This is a genomic window from Acinetobacter sp. ANC 4558 (genome assembly GCF_002135375.1).
In the GTDB taxonomy this organism is placed as follows: Bacteria; Pseudomonadota; Gammaproteobacteria; order Pseudomonadales; family Moraxellaceae; genus Acinetobacter.
Window position 1 is genome coordinate 1 of the sequence record NZ_NEGH01000016.1, and the last position, 22,230, is coordinate 22,230.

General features: G+C 33.2%; 22 protein-coding genes and 1 rRNA gene. 10 read left to right on the plus strand and 13 right to left on the minus strand.

Annotated features, from left to right (window positions below):
- Positions 1-129 precede the first annotated feature (129 nt).
- A 5S ribosomal RNA gene (gene rrf, locus B9T31_RS15775) occupies positions 130-244 on the plus strand.
- 140 nt (positions 245-384) lie between these two features.
- Here the strand turns inward: rrf and B9T31_RS15780 are convergent.
- The 3 genes from B9T31_RS15780 to B9T31_RS15790 all read right to left on the minus strand — a co-directional run bounded on the left by B9T31_RS15780 (position 385) and on the right by B9T31_RS15790 (position 2,792).
- Positions 385-891: a DUF1440 domain-containing protein gene (locus B9T31_RS15780; RefSeq protein WP_086182891.1), complete on the minus strand. Its 507-nt coding sequence runs from the start codon at positions 889-891 to the stop codon at positions 385-387.
- A 226-nt stretch (positions 892-1,117) separates the two neighbouring features.
- Positions 1,118-2,032 carry an ornithine carbamoyltransferase gene (argF, locus tag B9T31_RS15785; RefSeq protein WP_086182892.1) on the minus strand — a complete coding sequence of 305 codons (915 nt, stop codon included), beginning with the start codon at positions 2,030-2,032 and terminating at the stop codon, positions 1,118-1,120.
- 106 nt (positions 2,033-2,138) lie between these two features.
- On the minus strand, positions 2,139-2,792 hold the full coding sequence (locus B9T31_RS15790; protein ID WP_086182893.1) for a TetR/AcrR family transcriptional regulator: 654 nt from the start codon (positions 2,790-2,792) through the stop codon (positions 2,139-2,141).
- Positions 2,793-3,003: 211 nt separating this feature from the next.
- Here B9T31_RS15790 and prpB point away from each other — a divergent pair, with 211 nt between their 5' ends.
- From prpB to B9T31_RS15815, 5 genes are all read left to right on the plus strand, one after another.
- Complete coding sequence (gene prpB / locus B9T31_RS15795; protein ID WP_086182894.1) at positions 3,004-3,888, plus strand: methylisocitrate lyase; 885 nt, start codon at positions 3,004-3,006, stop codon at positions 3,886-3,888.
- Between the two features lie 3 nt (positions 3,889-3,891).
- Positions 3,892-5,028, plus strand: a complete 1,137-nt coding sequence (gene prpC / locus B9T31_RS15800; RefSeq protein ID WP_086182895.1) for a 2-methylcitrate synthase — start codon at positions 3,892-3,894, stop codon at positions 5,026-5,028.
- A 249-nt stretch (positions 5,029-5,277) separates the two neighbouring features.
- Positions 5,278-5,511, plus strand: a complete 234-nt coding sequence (locus tag B9T31_RS15805) for a hypothetical protein (protein WP_086182896.1) — start codon at positions 5,278-5,280, stop codon at positions 5,509-5,511.
- Between the two features lie 451 nt (positions 5,512-5,962).
- Entirely contained in the window at positions 5,963-6,184 is a 222-nt protein-coding gene (locus B9T31_RS15810; RefSeq protein ID WP_086182945.1) for a hypothetical protein, read from the plus strand.
- Between the two features lie 420 nt (positions 6,185-6,604).
- The gene (locus B9T31_RS15815; RefSeq protein ID WP_086182897.1) at positions 6,605-7,198 is read left to right on the plus strand and encodes a LysE family translocator; all 594 of its coding nucleotides are present in this window, start codon (positions 6,605-6,607) and stop codon (positions 7,196-7,198) included.
- Positions 7,199-8,064: 866 nt separating this feature from the next.
- On the opposite strand, the gene B9T31_RS15825 is transcribed toward B9T31_RS15815, so the two are convergent.
- Positions 8,065-8,340 carry a putative quinol monooxygenase gene (locus B9T31_RS15825; RefSeq protein WP_086182898.1) on the minus strand — a complete coding sequence of 92 codons (276 nt, stop codon included), beginning with the start codon at positions 8,338-8,340 and terminating at the stop codon, positions 8,065-8,067.
- 584 nt (positions 8,341-8,924) lie between these two features.
- Complete coding sequence (locus B9T31_RS15835) at positions 8,925-9,134, minus strand: DUF2798 domain-containing protein (RefSeq protein ID WP_322853505.1); 210 nt, start codon at positions 9,132-9,134, stop codon at positions 8,925-8,927.
- A gap of 273 nt (positions 9,135-9,407) precedes the next feature.
- On the opposite strand from B9T31_RS15835, the gene B9T31_RS15840 reads away from it, so the two are divergent.
- Both B9T31_RS15840 and B9T31_RS15845 read left to right on the plus strand, forming a co-directional pair.
- A complete protein-coding gene (locus B9T31_RS15840; protein WP_086182901.1) occupies positions 9,408-10,568 on the plus strand; it encodes an MFS transporter in 1,161 nt (386 codons plus the stop codon).
- Positions 10,569-10,742: 174 nt separating this feature from the next.
- Positions 10,743-11,222, plus strand: coding sequence for a hypothetical protein (locus B9T31_RS15845; protein ID WP_086182902.1), 480 nt, complete (start codon positions 10,743-10,745; stop codon positions 11,220-11,222).
- A 49-nt stretch (positions 11,223-11,271) separates the two neighbouring features.
- Here B9T31_RS15845 and accC read toward each other — a convergent pair whose 3' ends face one another.
- From accC to B9T31_RS15865, 4 genes are all read right to left on the minus strand, one after another.
- Positions 11,272-12,636 carry an acetyl-CoA carboxylase biotin carboxylase subunit gene (accC, locus tag B9T31_RS15850; protein WP_086182903.1) on the minus strand — a complete coding sequence of 455 codons (1,365 nt, stop codon included), beginning with the start codon at positions 12,634-12,636 and terminating at the stop codon, positions 11,272-11,274.
- A 17-nt stretch (positions 12,637-12,653) separates the two neighbouring features.
- A complete protein-coding gene (gene accB / locus B9T31_RS15855) occupies positions 12,654-13,070 on the minus strand; it encodes an acetyl-CoA carboxylase biotin carboxyl carrier protein (RefSeq protein ID WP_086182904.1) in 417 nt (138 codons plus the stop codon).
- A gap of 16 nt (positions 13,071-13,086) precedes the next feature.
- Complete coding sequence (gene aroQ / locus B9T31_RS15860) at positions 13,087-13,542, minus strand: type II 3-dehydroquinate dehydratase (protein ID WP_086182905.1); 456 nt, start codon at positions 13,540-13,542, stop codon at positions 13,087-13,089.
- Between the two features lie 806 nt (positions 13,543-14,348).
- Complete coding sequence (locus B9T31_RS15865; RefSeq protein WP_086182906.1) at positions 14,349-14,999, minus strand: hypothetical protein; 651 nt, start codon at positions 14,997-14,999, stop codon at positions 14,349-14,351.
- A gap of 98 nt (positions 15,000-15,097) precedes the next feature.
- Here B9T31_RS15865 and ispF point away from each other — a divergent pair, with 98 nt between their 5' ends.
- The gene (gene ispF, locus B9T31_RS15870; protein ID WP_086182907.1) at positions 15,098-15,586 is read left to right on the plus strand and encodes a 2-C-methyl-D-erythritol 2,4-cyclodiphosphate synthase; all 489 of its coding nucleotides are present in this window, start codon (positions 15,098-15,100) and stop codon (positions 15,584-15,586) included.
- On the opposite strand, the gene B9T31_RS15875 is transcribed toward ispF, so the two are convergent.
- From B9T31_RS15875 to B9T31_RS15895, 4 genes are all read right to left on the minus strand, one after another.
- Positions 15,574-16,098 (minus strand): protein tyrosine phosphatase family protein, encoded by a 525-nt coding sequence (locus B9T31_RS15875; RefSeq protein WP_086182908.1) that lies wholly within the window; start codon positions 16,096-16,098, stop codon positions 15,574-15,576. The genes ispF and B9T31_RS15875 overlap by 13 nt on opposite strands.
- A 74-nt stretch (positions 16,099-16,172) precedes the next feature.
- Positions 16,173-17,264 carry a 3-deoxy-7-phosphoheptulonate synthase gene (locus B9T31_RS15880; protein WP_086182909.1) on the minus strand — a complete coding sequence of 364 codons (1,092 nt, stop codon included), beginning with the start codon at positions 17,262-17,264 and terminating at the stop codon, positions 16,173-16,175.
- Positions 17,265-17,431: 167 nt separating this feature from the next.
- Entirely contained in the window at positions 17,432-18,310 is an 879-nt protein-coding gene (locus B9T31_RS15885) for a sulfite exporter TauE/SafE family protein (RefSeq protein WP_086182910.1), read from the minus strand.
- 410 nt (positions 18,311-18,720) lie between these two features.
- Positions 18,721-20,274, minus strand: coding sequence for a PepSY-associated TM helix domain-containing protein (locus tag B9T31_RS15895; protein WP_086182912.1), 1,554 nt, complete (start codon positions 20,272-20,274; stop codon positions 18,721-18,723).
- 707 nt (positions 20,275-20,981) lie between these two features.
- Between B9T31_RS15895 and lpxB the strand changes: the two genes are divergently transcribed.
- Positions 20,982-22,166, plus strand: a complete 1,185-nt coding sequence (gene lpxB / locus B9T31_RS15905) for a lipid-A-disaccharide synthase (protein ID WP_086182914.1) — start codon at positions 20,982-20,984, stop codon at positions 22,164-22,166.
- Positions 22,167-22,230: the final 64 nt, after the last annotated feature.

The following is a 22,230-nucleotide window of genomic DNA, read 5'->3' on the forward strand; positions in this document are numbered from 1 at the left end:
TGAAAAGCTAAGTAAAATGAACAAACTAATTAAACTCAGATATCTCTGTTAATAACTCTTTTGACCAAGCAACGGCACGTAGTGTAGAAATACAACGAATAAGACCAAATGCAAAGTCATAACAGTTGTGCTGGCGACAATAGCAAGAGTGAACCACCTGATCCCTTCCCGAACTCAGAAGTGAAACCTCTTTGCGCTGATGGTAGTGTGGGGTTACCCATGTGAGAGTAAGTCATCGCCAGCTCATTAAATCCTAACCCCCTTAATCAACAGATTAAGGGGGTTTGTTTATGGAATATTAAAGCCGGGATAATAAGAGTAAAGTTAAATTTATCAGTCTCAAAATATTGAATCTAGAATGCTTAATAAAATAAAACTATAGCTTTATTTAATGAAAGAAAGACGTAAGTTTTGTCTTATCGCTTCAATTGTCCAGATCCAAAATGCCGTACCAACAAATTCAGAAATTAAAGCTTTTGTTCCCGCTATCCAAAGCCATCCTGATAAACCTAAAAGTGGCACGACAAGACCGTGAGCAAGTACAGAAACTCCTATACCAAATATAATTCCATGTAACATTTTAGCTTTCACAAAATATTCATTTAAAATACAATATAGAACAGCAATGGTAATGGAAAAAAGAATATGAACGCCATTGCCTCCCCAATTAATTGTATAATCCATCCATTGATAGGTCATGTTTTCTGTATGAAATCCTAACTTTTCAAGTAAGACGATAGGTGGTGGGGGTGTTTCAATAGTTCTAGGTGGGATTAAGCCCTCAAATCCTGATTTAACAAGTGCAGAAATTATTCCTGCAATAATTCCAATATAAATAGCTAGACATAAGTGCCTTGAATTTTTTGCAGTTTTTTCAAATAAATTATTCATTAATTTAGCCTTTATCTAATCATTTAAATTTTTAGTGTATGAAGTTCATACAGAATTAACATGGCGAATAAAAATGAAATATTATTGAATTGTTGTTTTAGATTATATTGATTGTTTATGTTACTTTTTAAGTGATAGAAATGATTAGAAAGTTATTTTTAAAAATAATCTGAAGTATATATAAATAAAAGCACCTAAAAAGGTGCTTTTATTGCTTAGCAGATCTTTACTTTAAATTTTCATTAATTAAAAACTCAACTAAAGCTTTTTGAGCATGTAAGCGATTTTCAGCTTCATCCCATACCACGGCATTTTTATGATCAAGCATATTTTCTGAAATTTCTTCACTACGATGAGCGGGTAGACAGTGCATAAATAAACAATCTGAATGCGCTAAACTCATGAGCTTTTCATTTACCTGATAATCAGCAAATGCTTTTTCACGAATTTTTTGTTCTTCTTCTTGTCCCATGCTTGCCCAGACGTCTGTAACGATCAGATCTGCATTGACAGCAGCATCTTCAGCTGTGTTGACAAGCTCCGCGCAATGAGCAAACTCTGATAAAAATTTCTCTTGTGGTTCATAACCCTTTGGTGTTGCAATTTTTAAATTAAAGCCCCACATGTGTGCAGCTTCAATATATGAGTTACACATATTGTTGCCGTCACCAATCCAAGCAACAGTTTTACCTTCAATAGCCCCACGGTGCTCAACAAATGTTTGAATATCAGCGAGCAACTGACATGGGTGATGATCATCAGTTAATGCATTAATTACAGGAACTTTAGAATAAGAAGCAAAACGTTCTACAATATCATGACCAAATGTTCTGATCATAACAATATCTAACATGCTTGAAATAACGCGTGCAGAATCTTCAATTGGCTCACCGCGACCAAGTTGTGTATCGCGAGAAGATAAAAAAATTGCACTGCCACCAAATTGGCTCATTCCAGTTTCAAACGATACACGTGTACGCGTACTCGATTTTTCAAAAATCATCCCCATGACTTTACCCACAAAAGGCTGAAAAATTTCGTGGTTATGTTGTTTGCGTTTGAGTTCAATACCGCGATGGATAATTTGGTTCAATTCTGATGTTGAAAAATCACGTAAAGTAAGAAAGTGACGCAGAGCCATGGTTACTCCACAATAATTGCTGAGTTAAAACAACAATTAGTTGTTGGTTGGTTAAAAGAAAAAACAATCGATAACTATACTATACAACAGGAAAAAAGCAAAAAAACTAGACTTTTTGATGAGCGGCTAAGAATAAATCGACAGCATATTCGATGTATTTGAGTATTTCTTGTTCACAAAGCTGAGGATTGAGTCCCATAACGACTTGCCATTCCCAATTTCTTAGAATGCCAAGATAATACATTGCTGAATAGAGTGGTTCGCAGCAGACAATATTGCCTTGCTCTGCTGCACGAATTAATGCATTGGCAATGGTGTTTTGAACTAATTGTGTACCTTTATTATATAAATATGCTGCCAACTCTGGATTACGTTGTGATTGTTCAATGACGATACGCATAAATGCAGTATGGTCTGGATCTAAAATATGTTGATAGAAATTAATTAATGTATTAATCAGATAGTTTCTAAGTTCTTCACAGGTTGGATTAAATGCAACACAAACACCTTTAAAAAAAAGTTCACGATGATAGTCGCAGATGGCAACGAACAAACCTTCCTTATTGCCAAAGTACTTATATATAGTTGTTTTAGAACCACCAGCGTGATTCACAATATCATCAAGAGATACAGCATCATAGCCTTGTTTTAAAAAAAGAGCAGTTGCACTTTCTATTAGGGCGATACAACGTTCATGCCCTCGTTTTGTTGGAGCACTTAGGTCATGAATATAAGATGATAATGGTGAATCTTGGTACATGGAAAATTAAATATGTAAAGGGTTATTTTTATTATATCAAAGATTGCATATTTATTTATTTTTAAATTTTTCTAACTTGAATAAGGTCTTAATCTTATTTTTTCATATGACTAAAGTTTTAGAGTAAAAATTCTAGAGTTTCATGCTGCACTTATAAATACTCGCTATACTCAAGCTTCAATAATAATCTATATGCTGTGGATAAAGGATCATGACACAACAAATATCAGCTGGTTTACGATTCAGAAAAGCGTTGGAATTAGAGTCACCATTGCAAATTATAGGGACTGTTAATGCTTATGCTGCAATGATGGCAAAGCAAGCGGGGTATAATGCAATATATTTGTCTGGTGCTGGCGTTGCTAATTACTCTTATGGTTTACCCGATCTTGGAATGACTAGCTTAAATGATGTCTTGGAAGATGTGAGACGAATTACCGAACGGGTAGAGACACCACTCTTGGTTGATATTGATACAGGTTGGGGCGGTGCTTTTAATATTGCGCGTACAGTGAAACAAATGATTGCGGCAGGTGCAGCAGCAGTTCATATTGAAGATCAAGTGGCACAAAAGCGATGCGGACATCGTCCCAATAAAGAAATTGTTTCACAACAAGAAATGGTCGATCGTATTAAAGCCGCTGTCGATGCAAAAACAGATTCAGATTTTGTTGTTATGGCAAGGACTGATGCATTGCAAAAAGAAGGTTTACAAGCAGTTATTGATCGAGCTTGTGCCTGTGTAGAAGCTGGAGCTGATGCGATTTTTGCTGAAGCGATGACGGATATTACAATGTATAGAACGGTCTGCGATGCAGTCGGTGTCCCCGTATTGGCAAACATTACTGAGTTTGGTGATACGCCTTATTACACAGTAGATGAATTAGGCGAACAAGGCATTCGCATGGTGCTATATCCGCTTTCTGCGACTCGGGCGATGCAAAAAGCTGCTTTAGAGGTAATGCAATCCATCCGTCAGCACGGAACGCAAGTTAATGTATTAGAAAAAATGCAACCACGCAAAGAACTTTATGCATTTTTAGATTATCACGCATTTGAAGATACGTTAGATAAGTTATTTAATAAGGAGAATTAAAACATGGCAGAAGGAAAAGTACTTACAGGCGCAGGATTGCGTGGACAGGTTGCTGGAAAAACAGCACTTTCAACTGTTGGAAAAAGTGGTGCAGGGCTGACTTATCGTGGTTATGATGTCCAAGATCTGGCTGAAAACTGTCAATTTGAAGAAGTTGCTTATCTTATTTTTTTTGGTGAATTACCGACTCAGCAGCAATTAGAGCGTTACAAATCGAAACTCAAATCTTTACGTGTTTTACCACAGGCGTTAAAAGAGGTTTTAGAGAGAATTCCAGCACATTCTCATCCAATGGATGTGATGAGAACTGGTGTGTCAATGCTTGGAAATCTTGAAACTGAACAATCATTTTTAGAACAACAGGATACAGCAGATCGGATTTTAGCAACCTTACCTGCAATTATTTGTTATTGGTATCGTTATAGTCATGATGGTGTCCGTATTCAAGAAAATACAGATGATGATTCAATTGGCGCGCAATTTTTGCATTTATTACATGGACATAAACCCAATGAATTGCATGAAAAAGTAATGAATGTTTCATTGATTCTTTATGCAGAGCATGAATTTAATGCATCCACATTTACTGCACGTGTATGTGCATCCACTTTATCTGATATGCATTCTTGTATTACAGGGGCGATTGGTTCATTGCGAGGTCCATTACATGGTGGCGCAAATGAAGCTGCGATGGAGATGATTGAAAATTGGTCTTCCCCTGAAGAAGCTGAAAGTGAAATGCTTGGTAAACTTGAACGTAAAGAAAAAATCATGGGTTTTGGACATGCTATTTATAAAGATAATGATCCAAGAAATGGGATTATTAAAATTTGGTCAGAACGTTTAGCTAAAGATGTTGGAGATACGGTGCTATACCCTGTGTCCGTTCGTTGTGAAGAAGTGATGTGGAGAGAGAAAAAATTATTTTGCAATGCAGATTTTTTTCATGCCTCTGCTTATCACTTTATGAAAATAGCAACAAAACTATTTACTCCAATTTTTGTGATGTCTAGAGTCACGGGTTGGGCTGCACATGTGATGGAACAACGTTCAGATAATCGTATTATTCGACCAAGTGCTGATTATATTGGTCATGAATTACGTAAAGTTATACCCATTGAGCAACGTTCAGCTGCATAATCTGCTTCACAATAAAGCCTCTATTATGGAGGCTTTTTAGTACCTAGATTTTAATATTTCGACATATATTGATATGAAATTATCAAAGATTCATAAGGTATTTAAAGTTTAAGTAGAAAAATATATTTATGTTAGTCAATAAGGTTTAGTTGTTTAATCATTAAGCTTATTTAGAAATAAAAGCTTTATTCATTGCTGAAACAGTGGTAAAAATGAAAATAAAGTGCATAGTGAAAATAGGTTTATTACATGAAAACTATCGTAAAATATGTCGTACTAAAAAGTTTAGACTATCAACTTGGTACCCCCTTATTTCAAGAAGAAATAGATGCAGATAGCCAGTATTTTGACCAAATACCTGCTACAATTAGTTATCAAAATCATAAGTTTAAAGTAAAAAGCAAAGAGCTTAAACGTATCTTTTTAGCAGAAGAACAGGAAGAAATGCAAACCATTATTGTCAAGGTAATTACACAAGCTTAATTTAAGCATAAATATGTAATGAATATACGTTATTCATTCGTTTAAAAAGCATAAAAAACCACAAGTTTCTTAACGTAACTTGTGGTTGCTGAAAATTTAAAATACTACCCTTATTATATTTTTCTATTTTATTATTATAAGTTTGATTATATATTAATTCAAAAATATTACAATTAAGTTATTGTTTTTAAAAATAAAAAACCAAGCTGTTTACTAGGTTTTTAACTTGTTGATTTAAATATCATTAATATTTATAAATTATTTATTCGATAAGAGAGTAACTCTTCATTGAATATTTCAGTAATTTATTGTGGCGGAACTGAACATATTGTTCAAAATAAATTACATGAAAAAACATAGTTTTTTTGTCATTGTAATTAAATTGTCGCTTTCTCAGAACACAATAGTCTTATTTAAAATCTATGGTGTTATTTTGAGAGTTTCGGTTAGTATTTTGAATAAGTTAATAGAAGAAATTAAATCAACAGGACAGCAATCTCTTAGAATTCATATTGGTTATAAAGCATATTCTGATTTAATGAGAGATAGAGTTTTTTTTGATGAAGTCGCAGGTTCAGCAATGGATCCTACAAAGCGAACGTATAAAAAAATAAAAATTAAGATTACGCAAGATGACTATCAATTAGAAATAAAGATTAAAAGTGATAAATAATTTTAGATTTCTTAAAATTACACAGTTGAATTAATATGAAGTTTATTTTGATTTCACTCAATAATAATGATTATTGAGTGAAATATAGATAGTGTAACGATCATAATTTAGATTATTTTTTCTTCTCAATATTCATGTATGAAAAGAATAGTAAATAGGAGCAGATACGCCTATGTGTATATTTTTTAATAAGAACATAAAAAGTATCAATTTATGTAAATGAAAAATAGATCTCATAATCTAAAAAAGTTGTTATTTTCAGCAAATTGCTAATATTTGAATTTTAAATTAAATATTATTTATTATCTAATTGATTTATATTTAATTATTTTATTTATATATTTTTCCTTACATTTTAAAGATCGACAATGAGAATGAAATATTTAAATATTCGACCAAATTTTCAGGGATAGATAGCAGATGTTTTCATGGCTTTTTATAAGTTTAGTTATTACAATCTTGTTAACACCAGGTCCGACAAACACATTATTAGCATCATCTGGAATTGAATCTGGCGTAAGAAAATCTTTAAAACTTATTCCATCAGAAGCAGTAGGCTATTTTCTAGCCATTACGATATGGGGTGTTTTGATTGATTATGTATCAGAAACACTGCCTATTTTACCGTCATTACTGAAACTTTTAAGTGCATCGTATATTATTTTCTTAGCACTTAAATTATGGAAAACGTCGACGGTTGCTGTTGATTTAAATCAACCCTCTATTGGTCCGAAGTCACTTTTTTGTGCAACATTATTAAATCCTAAAGCATTATTATTTGCTTCAGCCGTTTTTCCAGTTTCTAGTTGGTCTGTTTGGCAAGCATATGCTGTGCATATGGGATTATTCTTATGTTTAATTGTGCCGATTGCATTGTTCTGGATTTTTATCGGTTCTGTATTGGTAAATAATAATATTCAATGGTTTAATCAAAAAAATTTACAGAGAACAGCCTCATTGGTGTTGGTCAGTTTTTCAGTACCATTAAGTTATTCTGCTTTTTTATCGATATAAAATTTATTTTGAAGTTCAAAAAGTTACTTTAAGTTGTTACTAGTTAAGTAATATATAAAACATATAACAAAGATCCCTTCTTGGAATCTTTGTTATTCTTTAAAGAATACTTTCATATCAATTTTACTAGTAAAAAATATATAAATTATAAAAACTCAATTACACAAATATAAGCCTAAATTCATATTCCTATACTAATGGACACCAAGAGTATCATGAATAATAATTCTTATTTAACTTGGTGAAAAAATATTCTAAGATTGAGAACTAACAATCTAATATTTAAGAACCTAAGCTTTCTAACTTCTTCAACACTGAAGAGTTTATATCTTACAAAACAAGCTTAGGCTCATATTCTGATATAAATCTACTACCGATTCCTAATTAAAAAGATCACCCAATACATTTTCAGAACCAAAAATTTCTTTTAACTCATTTATTGAATCTTCAGATAATAACTGTGTAAAGACTAAAGTTAAATTGTATTTTGCCCTAGAACAACAAACATAGAAAAGATTACGATATTTTTAAATTTTTCTTCTTCTCCATTAGGCACACCATTTTTCATCTATAGCAGTAGTTTTTCCCAATCATACTGATTCCAACCGTGACTAAAAATTACTAAGTCATATTTAACTATCTGATTAGTTATAGATGTAATTTGAACTTTTGATCTCCACTTATCATCAAGATCAGCAAGAATATTTCTTAGATTTACGTGAAAAGGTTGAATTAGCTCCCAACAGAATGCATGAATAGTAACCGCATAAATTAATGGATGATTATCTGTACGATTCAAAATTTCATTTTTTGCAATATTCGTATATTTATTCTGAACTTATCTTAGTCGTTATGTAATTTTATTTTTACTCGATAGTAAAAATTTCATATGCTCGTTTTATCATTTTAGTTTTATTTCCCCAGTAAGAATTGATTGTTCTTTGTTGATGGTTTTGGAATGCATTTATATTTACGAAAACTTCCTCTACTTCCCAAATATAGGGATTTTGGCTTTGTTTTACATGAAAAGAAATACAACCATTTTCTTGTAAGGTTAACTTCGTATGTTCAGGAAGAAGTTCTGTGACGATTTCTATTTCTTTTTGAGAGATACATATCAACTGACCACATAGTTTAATCATAAGTTTCTCTTATTATCATCGCTTTGCATTTGATTACCATAATGTCAAAATACTCAATATAGTATATAAAATACAATAGCTTATAATTATGAAATCAATCACTTTTTAATTTAATATTAAATCTAACCTTCAATTAAGGGGATTTGTAATTAACAAGTTTAGGTGGAATACATTTAAATTTTAAATCTTCAGATTTAGGAATGGGATAGCCCATTGAGTTTACATTTTTATAGGTGAATAAAAATGAGCCATCTTTTAATTTTTGATAACTTTTAAAAGATAAGTTTTTATTATTTAATTTTTTCTCAATATAAAACTTACATGATATTGCATCAATGTTCTTCGAATTACCAGCATTAGTAATCGTCATTGATGACAATAAAAAACTCAGGATTAAAAAAATGGATTTCATATCAACTCTACAAGATCAAGGTATTCATTTTTATTAATATAATGTGCTTTATACTGGATGATCAAGTTAACAGAAGTTTATTTATTTTACAGCCTTTAAAAAATCATAGATCAAGTGTTAGTGAATGGAATTTAAGTTGAATTATGAATTAAAATTAATTGATATATTTAAATTACCGTGTAATACGTGTTAAAAGTTTTTCTATGAAAGGAAGGCAGATCAAAAGAATGGGATATGCCAGTAGCCAAGATTCCATCCAATCCCTTAACCACGCCATTAAATTACCATTTTCGTGGAAAAAAGTATTACTACAAGAAATAAATCCACTCATAATACAAGATAGTAAGAGTGGTTTAATCCAAAATATATGTTTGTGATGAATTTTTTTGCATTAATTAAGCTCCATTTAGTCGATTGTATATTAACTTGAAAGTGTTTTGAAATTTATTGTATTTGACTTATGTTATTGCTTAAATTAAAGAAAATCTTTAATTGCGATGATAAAATAGAAAAAATAAGCAGTTTACAAAAAATATTTAAAATTTATTTTTTTGAAATTTGTAGACTATTGAGCTACAAGTACTGCTTATCGGGTGCAACTATATGCAAACCTAAAGCAATGTAACACATTGAAAATACAAGGATATACAACCAAGTGCAATCTATTTCAATTCGAACTAAACTTGGTGGGTTCTATTTTTTCTATTATTCTATTGTCGGTACATTTATGCCGTATTGGAGTTTATATTTAGAACATCAAGGATTTAGTTTTCAGGATATTGGTTTTTTATCATCCATAGCACTGATAACACGTTTTTTTGCACCCATGGTATGGGGATGGATTGCTGATAAATCTGGAAAACGAATGTTGTTAGTACGTATAGCAACATGGATGGAAGCTTGTATTTGGTTTTTAATATTTATTATTCCGAATAATTTTCAATCTATTGCATTATTAATGTTCATTTTTAGTTTTTTTCAAAATGCGATCTTAGCGCAATTTGAAGGAGTAACATTATTTTGGTTGGGCGATCAAAGAGCTGAGTATTATGGTAAAGTACGAAAATGGGGTTCTATTGGTTTTATTGTTGCAGTTTTTGTTATCGGATTAATATTTGAAGTTATTGCACTTTCATGGTTACCCATACTTTTATTATGTATTTCATTTCTTGCTTTTATTTGGTCATTTTCGATAAAAGAGCCAACAGAAGCACCTAAATCTCAAAAAAACCTAGAATCAATTTTACCTATTTTAAAAAAACCAGTGGTGGCGGCCTTTTTTGCAATTGAATTTATTTTATTATTTTCGCATGCACCATTTTATAGTTTTTATAGTAATTTTCTGGCACAGGAGGGGTTTAATACTTCACAAATTGGTTTACTTTGGGCCGTTGGTGTTATTGCAGAAATTATGATGTTTGCTTATGCAAATATATTTATTCAAAAATTCAGTTTTAGATATTTGGTGCTCACATGTTTAATTTTAACAGGGATCCGTTGGATTATTGTTGGGGTTTTTGCCAGTCATTTTATGGTTCAATTTTTTGCTCAAATGATTCATGCATTTAGTTTTGGTTTATTTCATTTATTGGCAATGCAAGTTATTTTTCGAAACTTTAATTTGGCGCAGCAAGGCAGAGGGCAAGCATTTTATAGTACGGTATGGGGAATGAGTGTTGCCAGTGGAAGTATTTTAGCAGGAACGTATTGGAGTATTTTATCGGGTCAAATTATTTTTATTCTTGCTGGTGTACTGACATTATTATGTTTTGCCTTTATTCGATATTTACCGAATAAAACGCTTACAGAACTTTAATTCAATTTATTGGAGATCAATTCTATATCGGAATTTGGTTTAGGAATAGAAAATTAAAAATTGACTTAAAAAACTGAATTTAAATAAAAAATCTGTTGTAATTTGTATAATGAACTCATTCTTCTGTGTAAAATATGATACTGTCGACTTAGATCATCATCATTTAATTTAAATATGAAAACAATATTTATTCTTCCATTAATGTTAGTACTGAATTTTACTGCATATGCAGATGATACCCAAGTAAACATGGGGCCGAAAGTAAACCAATTTCAACCCACTATAAATACGATTAGAGTATCGACAAGACCCGAAATTGTAGGTTTATGGGGAATGAATCTTAATTTAAAAAATCAATGCATTGAGTACTATAACTTTAAAAGTAATAATCAACTTGTGGTTAAAAGTGCCAAAGAATGGTCGACTGGTTTTTATGAGTATGAACCTAGAGTAAACGGAGATGATCAACGAGATACACTCACCATTCATATTACTTATGATAATAATGAAGTTGATTGTTCTGGGTCACAAGTAGATCAATCAGACGAACTTTCTCAATATAGTGTGAAATGGAAAAACGCTAAATCTTTTGAATTATGTAATATTGAAAAAGTAGATGAATGTTTTGCAACATTAAAAAGAGTATTACCTTAGATTAATTTAATACAGTTGTAAAAAAGCCGCTATAAAAGCGGCTTTTTGATTATTCTTTACTAGAGTGACCTTCTACTTGTTTGAGTAGATGTTTTTCTAAATAATGAATATCCATTGCTTCTTTACAGAAATTAGGATCTTGTAAGATGAGATCTTTATGTAATGGAATATTGGTTTTAATTCCAGTTAAAATTGTCTCATCTAAGGCTTGTCGCATGCGCGCAATTGCTGTGTCACGATCTTTACCATGAGAAATTAACTTAGCAATCATGGAGTCATAATATGGAGGAATACTATAGCCTTCATAAATATGTGAGTCTAAACGAATACCAGCGCCACCAGGTGCGTAGAATCTTTCAATTTTACCTGGAGATGGTAAGAATGTCGTAGGATCTTCAGCGTTGATACGACACTCGATAGCATGTCCAAGGACTTTAACATCTTCTTGTTTAACGTTTAGCCCAAGTCCCGCGGCAACACGTAATTGTTGTTCAATAATATCAACGCCAGTAACCATTTCAGTCACAGGGTGTTCTACTTGAACACGCGTATTCATTTCAATGAAGAAGAATTCACCATCCTCAAACAAAAACTCAAATGTACCAGCACCACGATATTGCATCAATTCACATGCATTGACACATGCTTTTAGAATATCTTCACGTGCTTGTTCTGGTAAACCAGGTGCAGGTGCTTCTTCAAGTACTTTTTGATGGCGACGTTGTAGTGAACAATCGCGATCATAGAGATGAATTGCATTTCCATTACCATCGGCAAGAACTTGAATTTCTACATGACGAGGCTTTTGTAGGAAACGTTCCATATAGACAGTATCATCACCAAACCACATTTCAGCATCGCGTTGCGCTGCTTGTACGGATTCAAGTAATGTATCAACACGTTCTACAATACGCATACCACGACCACCACCACCAGATGCGGCTTTGACAATCAAGGGGAAGCCAATTTCTTTTGCTTCGGCTAAAGCATTTTGTGGGGTTACAGCATGAGCAGAACCTGGCACAGTAGGTACACCTGCTTTACGCATCGCTGTAATGGCAGAAACTTTATTTCCCATTAAGCGAATATGCTCTGGGCGAGGACCAATAAAGATGAAACCTGAGTTTTCAACAATTTCAGCAAATTCAGCATTTTCAGATAAAAAGCCATAGCCAGGATGAATTGCATCAGCCCCTGTGATTTCAGCAGCAGTAATGATGGCAGGGATATTTAAATAGCTTTCGCTACTTGCACCAGGTCCAATACATACAGCCTCATCGCAAAAGCGAAGATGCATTAGGTCTTTATCGGCATCGGAATAAATACCAACGGTTTTAATTCCTAAAGTTTTGCAAGCTCGGGTGATGCGTAATGCAATTTCACCACGGTTTGCAATTAAAACTTTTTGCAACATTGTAAATCCCCGAGGTATTAAGCGCGATAACGGAACAGAGGCTGACCGAATTGAATAACGTCACCATTTTTCACTAAAATTTCTTCAACTACGCCGCTTTGCGTTGCTTCAATTGGGTTCATGATTTTCATTGCTTCAATGATTCCCAATGTTTCGCCCGCAGAAATAGTTTGACCTACTTTTACGAATGGAGCCTCACCTGGACTAGGTGCTGCATAAAAAACACCAACCATTGGTGATGTTTCAACAGCACCACGAGGTGTTTTTGCAACTGGCACTTCTGCAATAGGGGCTGTAATTGTCGGAACAGCTGCTGCTACAATCGGATTGCGACGAGTCAGGGCGATAGATTGATCACCTTCTTTGACTTCAATCGCTTGTAAGTCAGACTCAATCATTAAATCGATGAGTTTCTTGATTTTACGAATATCCATGAGACAGTATTCCTGATTAAGATTTTATAGAGAAGTTAAGTTTTTCAATAGCGTAATCGAGTGCAGCGAAATATCCTTTTGCACCGAAACCACAAATTACGCCAATGGCTTTATCTGAAAGATATGAATGATGTCTAAATGCCTCACGTGCATGAACGTTGGACAAATGAACTTCAATAAATGGTATTGCAACACCTAACAGCGCATCTCGAACTGCAACAGAAGTATGTGTTAGTGCAGCTGGATTAATAATAATAAATTGAGTATTTTCTTTTTGGGCTTGATGAATGCGATCTACAATGGCACCTTCCCAGTTACTTTGAAACGTATCTAGTGTTATCAAGGCATTTTTTGCTTGTGAAATGAGTTGCTGATTGATATTTTCAAGTGTTAATGAACCATATACATCAGGCTCACGAATCCCGAGTAAATTCAAGTTTGGTCCATGAATGACCAAAATGGCTGCACTCATTCAGCTTACTCCCGTTGATAAAATTACATTTTATTTTGCAAGATGCCTACAAAATTTGCTTATTATGGCATAAAGTTCTACATTTTTTTTATAAATTCTTTTAATTGACGCAGAAAGCTATAACCAAAATGTTGCTATATAATGGGAACTTTGCGACGAAGTGACAATGTTAAAAGATACCAAATGTGAAATTTAATACTCATTTTTACATTCTAAAATAATTGGCTAAAACTATACATTTAATTTATGTAATATGAAGACATTTATTAATGAAATTACATATTTATGCTTTAAATGATTTAAAACGTTAACTGATACTCTGCGATTGAAAAAATATTTGTGCAATTAACAAAATGCTTCAGTTCAATTTTACGTTTGATGATTTGTATAAATTATCATTATAGTATAAATTTTATGGAGTAGAACTTTGACTTATTCTTACATAAGTTAAAGATTAAGGATTGAGTTTTTATTATTATATTTCTCTAATATCTTCATTTTTTTAAAATTATTAAAATATAAGCTCATAAAAAGCCTGATAAAAGCAATTTTTTATTTTTGTAACCTGCGTTCTATATGAATAAAGTGAGGTTAAGGTATACGTTATTTAAGTGTGCTGTAGGGGCAATTTATTAAAAGAAGGAAATTAATTAAGAGACTAGATTGGTATGATATACAATATCTTAGGGATTGGCGATTTTGTTCATTTTAGTTGAATTAATAGGCAAGGATTTTTAGGGCAAGTCTCTGGCTGTGCGCATTAAGATTGGCAAAAGTTTTGGCTACTTAATTTTGTGATTTAAATATTAGTCATATAAACGATAGGTTCCAAGAAATATTTCACAGCCTTTTTGGTCTGAGCTTACAGAAAGGTAAGCTTTTGAATATTTAAAGTGATATTTGCAGTCATTATTATTGTCAATAATATCTGATTTTTGCGCTGGTGTTGAGTAAGCCAATAAAGATAAATTTTGTTTCTCTAATTTATTGTTTGGATTTAAGTAAGCAATGCCTTCGATTTTAATATTATTCTTATTGAGTCGATGAATTTGAATATGGATAGGTTTTTGCGCTAATTCACCATTTTCAACTTTTAAATAATGCTGAGTAAGACTTTGGTTTAATGAGGCAAAAAAATTCAACTGGTCGGTACGTAAATCTATTTGCTGTTGAAAGCATGATTGATATTTACAACGTTGTAATTGGCGTAACCAAATAACATGCGTATCTTGCAATAAGCGTAATGGCGCATCGGTTACCATGTAGGCGGTTATTGCTTGTGCTTCTAATTTTTGCTTTTGCGCTTGAAAGGCAGATGAACATACCGTTTTTAGTGCAGTAGATTTCTGATGTGAACAGTTAATTTCTTGTGCAAAAGCTAAAGACGTAAGAAGGTATCCAAGACCTAGGGCAGAAGACATCATTTTTACGAGATTAATTACTTTTTTTGACCGCATGATCGCTTATACTTTCACTTTATTTTGCTGGTTCAACTATAGCTAAATAGAAAGCATGAATACAAGATTTCAACGATTATTTTCTTAAGGAATTACACATGATTCAACAAATACGGATTGGACAGGGAATTGATGTTCATGCATTTGAAGAAGGTGATTTTGTAACCTTAGCAGGTATTCAAATTCCACATACACAGGGTTTAAAAGCACATTCAGATGGTGATGTAATTTTACATGCACTTGCTGATGCATTACTCGGGGCACTTGCTTTAGGGGATATTGGGCAACATTTTCCTGATACAGATCCGAATTTTAAAGGTGCGGATAGTCGTGTATTGTTAAAACATGTCTATCAGCTTATTTTAGATAGAGGTTATATATTAAATAATGCCGATATTACCGTTGCCTGTGAAAAACCGAAGTTAGCACCTCATAATTTAGCAATGCGTCAAAGTATTGCGGATGTTCTTCATGTTAATGTCACTCAAATCAGTATAAAAGCGACGACAACAGAAAAATTAGGTTTTACAGGGCGTGAAGAAGGTATTCTTTCAACAGCAACTGTGCTTATTTCTCATGCTAAATGATCTGTATGATTAAGCTCATTTTGTAATTCTTGAGTTGCTTTGCGCCCTTGAAGCTGTAGAGCAACTGCATGAACTAACCCTGTCCATGTTTCATCAGGTTCCCAGATTTGGTGCATTAATTCCTGAGCAGTGGGTAAGTCCATATCCATATAATATTGACGGTATAGATACATTAAACTACTCACGCGATGGTTTTTTGCACAATGAACCCACACCATTTTCTCTTGAATGAGGTGATGAATGAGATCTAAAACGAAAAGACATTGTTCAGCAGAAGGTGTATTCCATAAAATAGGAATCTGAAAATATTCAAGGTCTAATTCTAAACAAATGCGATCTTCTTGTTCTAGATGTGGATTTGCATCTGTAAGGGCTAAATTAATAACAGTATTTACACCATATTCTTTAATGGATTGGAGTTGTTCTTGGCTGGGTTGACCTGATGTAAATAGGTGGTCGTGAATAAACTGGAAATTTTGAATTTGACTAAGTTGATTTTCAATATCATTCATGACGACGAAAAGTTCCTTATCTTTTATACACTATAAAACGAAAACGCCATCTTAGCGATGGCGTTTTAATAAAATTAACGATTTGGTAGGACATCCTTAAGGGCATCATGCATTGCAAGAAGCGCTTTTTCAGTTGTATCCCAATCGATACAGCCATCAGTTACGGATTTTCCATATTCTAAATCAGATAGATTCTCTGGAATATCTTGACGTCCACCTTTTAGATGACTTTCGACCATAATGCCGACAATTGATTTATTGCCTTCTAAAATCTGTTCAGTAATATTTTTAAGTACTAATGGTTGTAAAAATGGATCTTTATTTGAGTTTGCATGACTTGTATCAATCATAATTTTATTGCTAACTTTTGCTTTCGAAAGAGCTGCTTCAGCTTCAGCAACAGAACCCGCATCGTAGTTTGGTTTTCCATTACCACCACGTAAAACAACGTGTGCATATGGGTTTCCACTGGTACGGATAACAGAAACTTGACCATTTTCATTTAAGCCAAGGAAGCTATGTCCATGTTTTACAGATTGCATCGCATTGGTTGCAACGGTTAAACCGCCATCTGTGCCATTTTTAAAACCAACAGGAGATGATAAACCAGATGACATTTCACGATGCGTTTGGCTTTCGGTTGTACGTGCACCAATTGCAGACCAAGATATTAAATCTTGATAATATTGAGGTGAATTTGGATCAAGTGCTTCAGTCGCACAAGGTAAACCTTTTTCATTCAGTTCGAGGAGTAATTTACGACCTAAACGAAGACCTTTTTCTATATTAAAAGAGTCATTCATATCTGGATCGTTAATAAGACCTTTCCAACCTACAGTTGTACGTGGTTTTTCAAAATAAACACGCATCACGACATAAATAGAATCTTGAATTTTGTCACTTAATACTTTCAGACGATCTGCGTACTCATGTGCCGCTTTGATGTCGTGAATAGAACATGGACCAATAACGACAAAGATGCGCTGATCTTTTCCATCTAAAATGTTGCGAATCGTTTCACGACCTTTGAGTACTGTTTGATAGGCATTTTCAGTTAAAGGTAATTCTGTTTTTAATTGTGCTGGAGTTACAAGAGGTTGAATGCTCTGTACGTTCACATCATCGATATCATTTTGGGTAATAGAATTTGACTGTAAAGTATTCATTGCCGTCACTGGTTTGATTATACAAGATTATTTCATTGCCCGACTATAACACAAATCTACTGTTCATTTGTTATCAAAAAGATCAATACATTGTTGAAAAAAAAGTGATGAATCGGGAGCTTAATTAAAACATAAGCGATTATTTTAACAGCTTATGCTGATAAAACCTATGTATTCACTGACAATGGTTTATTTATTTGTTGAATCTGAACGGGTTTAGATTTTACTGGGTTAATCATAAAATTTAAGCCCAAAGCAAAAAGAGTAACGCCTAAAATTTTTCGAATATAACGTTCTGGTAAACGAGAGCTAATGAGTGTACCCACAATAATCGCTGGAATTGAACCAAAAAGTAGCCAACCTAATAGTTCAAAATCCACATTGCCTGATGACATATGTCCTAAACCTGCAACGAATGTTAAGAGCACAGCATGTACAACATCAGAGCCAATAATGCGAATCATGGGTAAATTTGGAAACATTAATATTAATGCCATAATCCCAAATGCACCTGCACCCACAGAAGAAAGCGTGACAAAAACGCCTAAAATAATCCCCATAACGATAATATAAACGCGCTTATTCTTCGCTTGTTCGCGGATTTCTTGTATGTTTTGAGTGATTTCTGTCTCTTTGTTTTTTCTAAACTTTTCAAAAAATTGTTCGATATATCCACGGAACATGATCGAAATACCCGTCAAAGTCAACATGAAGCCGAGCACAATGGTTAGTACCATTTTATAATGCGTAGATTGACTTAAGTAATGATCAAGTACCCAATGTGTTGCAAATGAGGCAGGAATACTGCCAACAGAAAGCCAAAGCACAATTGGCCAGACAATATTCATTTTTTTGGCATGAACTAATGAACCACAGAATTTAGAAATAGCAGCATATAAAAGATCAGTTCCGATAGCGATATGAGGTTCAATTCTGAACAATGTAATAAGAATAGGTGTCATGAGTGAACCACCTCCTACACCTGTCACGCCAACGCAAAAACCAACCAATATGCCTGCTAAAATAAACTCAAGTGGACCAAACATAGTTAGATGTCAATTATAAGAAAACGTGCATATATTATTACTTTTGCATATAAGTGGTTGTCTTGATAAGTGATTTGCTTATCTCTAAAAAAGATAAAGGGATTTAGGTGATTTAATCTCGCATCTTTACTTTGGTTTAAGGTTGTTTTTTAAAAGAATAATCAAGAATATAATTGGCGTTATAAATATCCATAAGCTAATAAAAGCAATCGAAAAACCATAAACTTGAATCAACATGAGCAAGGCAATGATCAGTAAAATATAGGCGATGCATTGTGTGCATTTAGGGTATTGAGTTAAGACATAAAATGGCGTATTCAAGATATTTTTATATTGCTTTTTATTGATGCAATAAAAAGCATAGAAGGCAGAAAAAATGAACACTAAACTCAAAACAAGAAAAAAGATTTTCATGATTCGATATCCTGTTGAGCGACTTTTCTTTTCGCTTTGATTTTTGCAAGGGTTTTATTACGAATAGGGGTAATTTTTTGATGAATAAAAATGGCACTCAAGATGAAGAGTAAAATAAATAAGTCGAATCGAATAAACTTCCAATAATGACTAAAATGATCAATTGGCAAATCGCGAATTAAATAAATCCAATTGATGATGAGCAGTAAACTACTAACCACGATGAAGAGTTTTAAGAAGGTTGACCATAATTTTTGTGTTTTAATAATGAGTGCAAGTAAAAAACATGCGCTCCAGATAGAGAAAAATACAGTAATTTCAAGATTGTGTAGTGAATAAATGAGAGAAATACGATTCGTTAAAAAATAGCAGATCGTCGCAATAGGGAGGCCAATAAGTGTGGCAATGTTTAAACGATCAACTAAAAAATATCCGAGATGAAATGTATTGGAAGGATATTGTATTTGTCGCTTTAAGCTCCATAGCAGTAGCCCAGAAGCAATCATTAAGCAACCGAGAATACCAGAGATAAAAAGTCCAAAGCGTAAAAATGGTTGTGCAAATTTCGCCATATGTAGACCGTAGACGCTCGCATTTAAAGTTGCTATCGCACTGGTGTTTTTCATATTTTGTTGAATTTCACCTGTTGAGGCATTGAGGGTAATTTGCGGCGCATTACGAGAAATAGAATTGTCTTGTAAGGCAATAAATGTAATTGTTGATGTGGTGGTATTGGGGTTTTTTACATTAATATTCGCAATCTCACCAGCGCCTAAATGCGGTGTAACTCTGTTTTGTATCTGTTGTATATCGAGCATTGTTGTTGGTATTGATGTGGTTTTTTGAAGCGAAGGTTGATTATTGATTTCTTCAAAATATTGAAATCTATCTTTAGCATATAATTTTTCAATGCCTTGTGGTAAATAGAGATAAAAGAAAATAGCTAAGCCAGTAAAAGTAATTATTAGGAAGAAGGGAAGTGCGATGACAGAAGTAACATTATGAAAATCTAAATATGAACGAGGACCTTTAAATGTTCTTAAGGTAAAAAAGTCGGTAAAAATTTTTTTATGCGTGATAATGCCTGAGATTAAACTAATCAACATAATAAATGCCGCAAAGCAAACAATTAACCGTCCAACATAATAAGGAATACCAAAAAGTTGGAAATGAAAAGCATAAAAGAAATCGCCAGCAGGTTCTTGAGTTAAGTTTAATTCTTTGCCCGTATTTGGATCTAAAGTTTTACCTTCATATGAACCATCTGGCTTTTGCCAATATATTCTATTGACGGGATTATCTTGGTTTGCAACTTGAATGAACCAAGATTTCGCATCATGTGCATTTTTTTGTAAATATTCGAATGTTTGTTGAATGGTCTCTTTTTGATTGACTTCAATGGTTGCCAGAATGGGCTGCGACCATACGTTAATTTCTTGTCGATAGTAACTGAATGTTCCTGTCAGAAATATGCAGAATAGTAACCAACCTAAGAGTAGTCCTAGCCAAGAATGTAACCATGCCATAGATTGGCGAGCAGATTTATGCACAACTTATCCTAAAAATTGACTTAAACTATAGAAACAAACGAGACTAATTAAACTTAATATGGTAAGTTTAATTAGTGATTGAACAATAAAGTTATAAATAACGTAAATGACAAAATATATAATGCTGATAAAAGCCGCGAGATATATGGCTTCTGCATTAGGTAAAATATGATAATGATGAAAAAGTAAGGCAAGACTTAATGACAAATACTTTGCAGACAAAAAACCAATAACAAACGCGAATACAAAACGATAAGTAATCGATATAGGGTAGTAGAATTGGGTAAGCATGTTAAATAGATACCATCTAAATCAATGAACTTAAGCGATATTGAAATTTTATTTGCATTTTACATCTATGATGAGCGGCTCAAGTGAATGAGGCAGTTACTTGATTAGCCCATTTCTCATGAACGAAATGCATTCTCAGTTTCACCACGAACAATACATATGAAATAAAATATGTCAGATGGTGGATGAAGGAAGAATGCATCAAGAAATATTAATGCAAATAATTATCATTTAGTTTATTGTTAATTTGAATGTAAATAAAGGTGATGATGATTGTTAATTTAGATTAAATATGAAGGAATCTAGAATATTCAGATAAGCTATTAAACAATTACAGCATAATTTAAAGAGAAAAGTATTGAAGTGTTAATTGTAGGGTATGTTAAACTTTTACCGTATATTGAGAGGATTTAGACTTGCAAAATAGGAAACTAAGAATAGGAATCGTTGTTGGGGAAGTTTCAGGTGATACGCTTGGTGCTAAATTGATTCGAAGTTTTCGTGAGCAAGGTATAGACGCAAAATTTGAAGGTATTGGTGGGCCACAAATGATTGCGGAAGGCTTTAATAGTTTTTATCCAATGGATATCTTATCTGTGATGGGAATTGTTGAAGTACTCAAAGATATTCGAAAATTATTTGCTGTTCGTGATGGCTTAATTGATGCTTGGGTGAATCATCCTGTCGATGTATTTATTGGTATTGATGCGCCTGATTTTAATTTACGTGTATCTAAGGCAATTAAACAAAAGCATTTACCGATCAAAACCATTCAGTATGTAAGTCCATCAGTATGGGCTTGGCGACAGGGGCGTGTACATGGCATTAAAGCAACGATTGATTTAGTGTTGTGTTTATTTCCTTTTGAAAAAGCATTTTATCAACAGTGGGACGTTCCTGCGGCATTTGTTGGGCATCCACTTGCAAGTCAGTTACCATTAGTAAACCCTTTAAATGAAGCGAAATTAGAACTCGGTTTAGATCCAGCTAAAAAATATATCGCTTTGTTACCAGGAAGCCGTAGAAGTGAAATTGAAAAACTTGGACCTATTGCATTAGATGCTGCCAAAATTATCAGTCAGAAGCACCCTGAATATTCTTTTTTAATTCCTGCAATTAACGATGCGCGTAAAACTCAAATCGAAGCATTATTAACGACTTATCCAGAACGCTTAAAAAATAAAGTGTACATCATGGAAAATACCTCAACAGAGTCTAAAATTGGCCGTCAAGTCATGAATGCCTCTGACATTATTGCACTGGCTTCTGGTACAGCAACATTAGAAGCAATGTTATTACATCGACCAATGGTGACCTTTTATAAGCTGAATTGGTTAACCTATCGAATCGTAAAATTATTAGTCAAAATTAAGTATTATTCTTTACCGAATATTATTGCGGGTAAGAAGGTGATTACCGAATTAATTCAAAAAGATGCAACAGCGACAAAACTTGCACATGAAATCGAATTATTAATGGATATCGAAGCCAGTCAAATTCAAGTTATGCAACATATCACCATGCATAAAAAATTACTTTCTGGTAATAGTGAAGATCCAGTACAAGCGATTTTAAATATTTTAGAACCTAAAGATTTATGATTTAGGTTCTTGGATTTTAGGTATTACAAAAGCGCATCAGAATATTTACACCCTCTTATGCTGA

Coding starts and splice junctions, on each gene's coding strand:
- B9T31_RS15780 (WP_086182891.1), bottom strand. CDS start 891: ATGAATAATTTATTTGAAAAAACTGCAAAAAATTCAAGGCACTTATGT.
- argF (WP_086182892.1), bottom strand. CDS start 2,032: ATGGCTCTGCGTCACTTTCTTACTTTACGTGATTTTTCAACATCAGAA.
- B9T31_RS15790 (WP_086182893.1), bottom strand. CDS start 2,792: ATGTACCAAGATTCACCATTATCATCTTATATTCATGACCTAAGTGCT.
- prpB (WP_086182894.1), top strand. CDS start 3,004: ATGACACAACAAATATCAGCTGGTTTACGATTCAGAAAAGCGTTGGAA.
- prpC (WP_086182895.1), top strand. CDS start 3,892: ATGGCAGAAGGAAAAGTACTTACAGGCGCAGGATTGCGTGGACAGGTT.
- B9T31_RS15805 (WP_086182896.1), top strand. CDS start 5,278: ATGAAAACTATCGTAAAATATGTCGTACTAAAAAGTTTAGACTATCAA.
- B9T31_RS15815 (WP_086182897.1), top strand. CDS start 6,605: ATGTTTTCATGGCTTTTTATAAGTTTAGTTATTACAATCTTGTTAACA.
- B9T31_RS15825 (WP_086182898.1), bottom strand. CDS start 8,340: ATGATTAAACTATGTGGTCAGTTGATATGTATCTCTCAAAAAGAAATA.
- B9T31_RS15845 (WP_086182902.1), top strand. CDS start 10,743: ATGAAAACAATATTTATTCTTCCATTAATGTTAGTACTGAATTTTACT.
- accC (WP_086182903.1), bottom strand. CDS start 12,636: ATGTTGCAAAAAGTTTTAATTGCAAACCGTGGTGAAATTGCATTACGC.
- accB (WP_086182904.1), bottom strand. CDS start 13,070: ATGGATATTCGTAAAATCAAGAAACTCATCGATTTAATGATTGAGTCT.
- aroQ (WP_086182905.1), bottom strand. CDS start 13,542: ATGAGTGCAGCCATTTTGGTCATTCATGGACCAAACTTGAATTTACTC.
- B9T31_RS15865 (WP_086182906.1), bottom strand. CDS start 14,999: ATGCGGTCAAAAAAAGTAATTAATCTCGTAAAAATGATGTCTTCTGCC.
- ispF (WP_086182907.1), top strand. CDS start 15,098: ATGATTCAACAAATACGGATTGGACAGGGAATTGATGTTCATGCATTT.
- B9T31_RS15875 (WP_086182908.1), bottom strand. CDS start 16,098: ATGAATGATATTGAAAATCAACTTAGTCAAATTCAAAATTTCCAGTTT.
- B9T31_RS15880 (WP_086182909.1), bottom strand. CDS start 17,264: ATGAATACTTTACAGTCAAATTCTATTACCCAAAATGATATCGATGAT.
- B9T31_RS15885 (WP_086182910.1), bottom strand. CDS start 18,310: ATGTTTGGTCCACTTGAGTTTATTTTAGCAGGCATATTGGTTGGTTTT.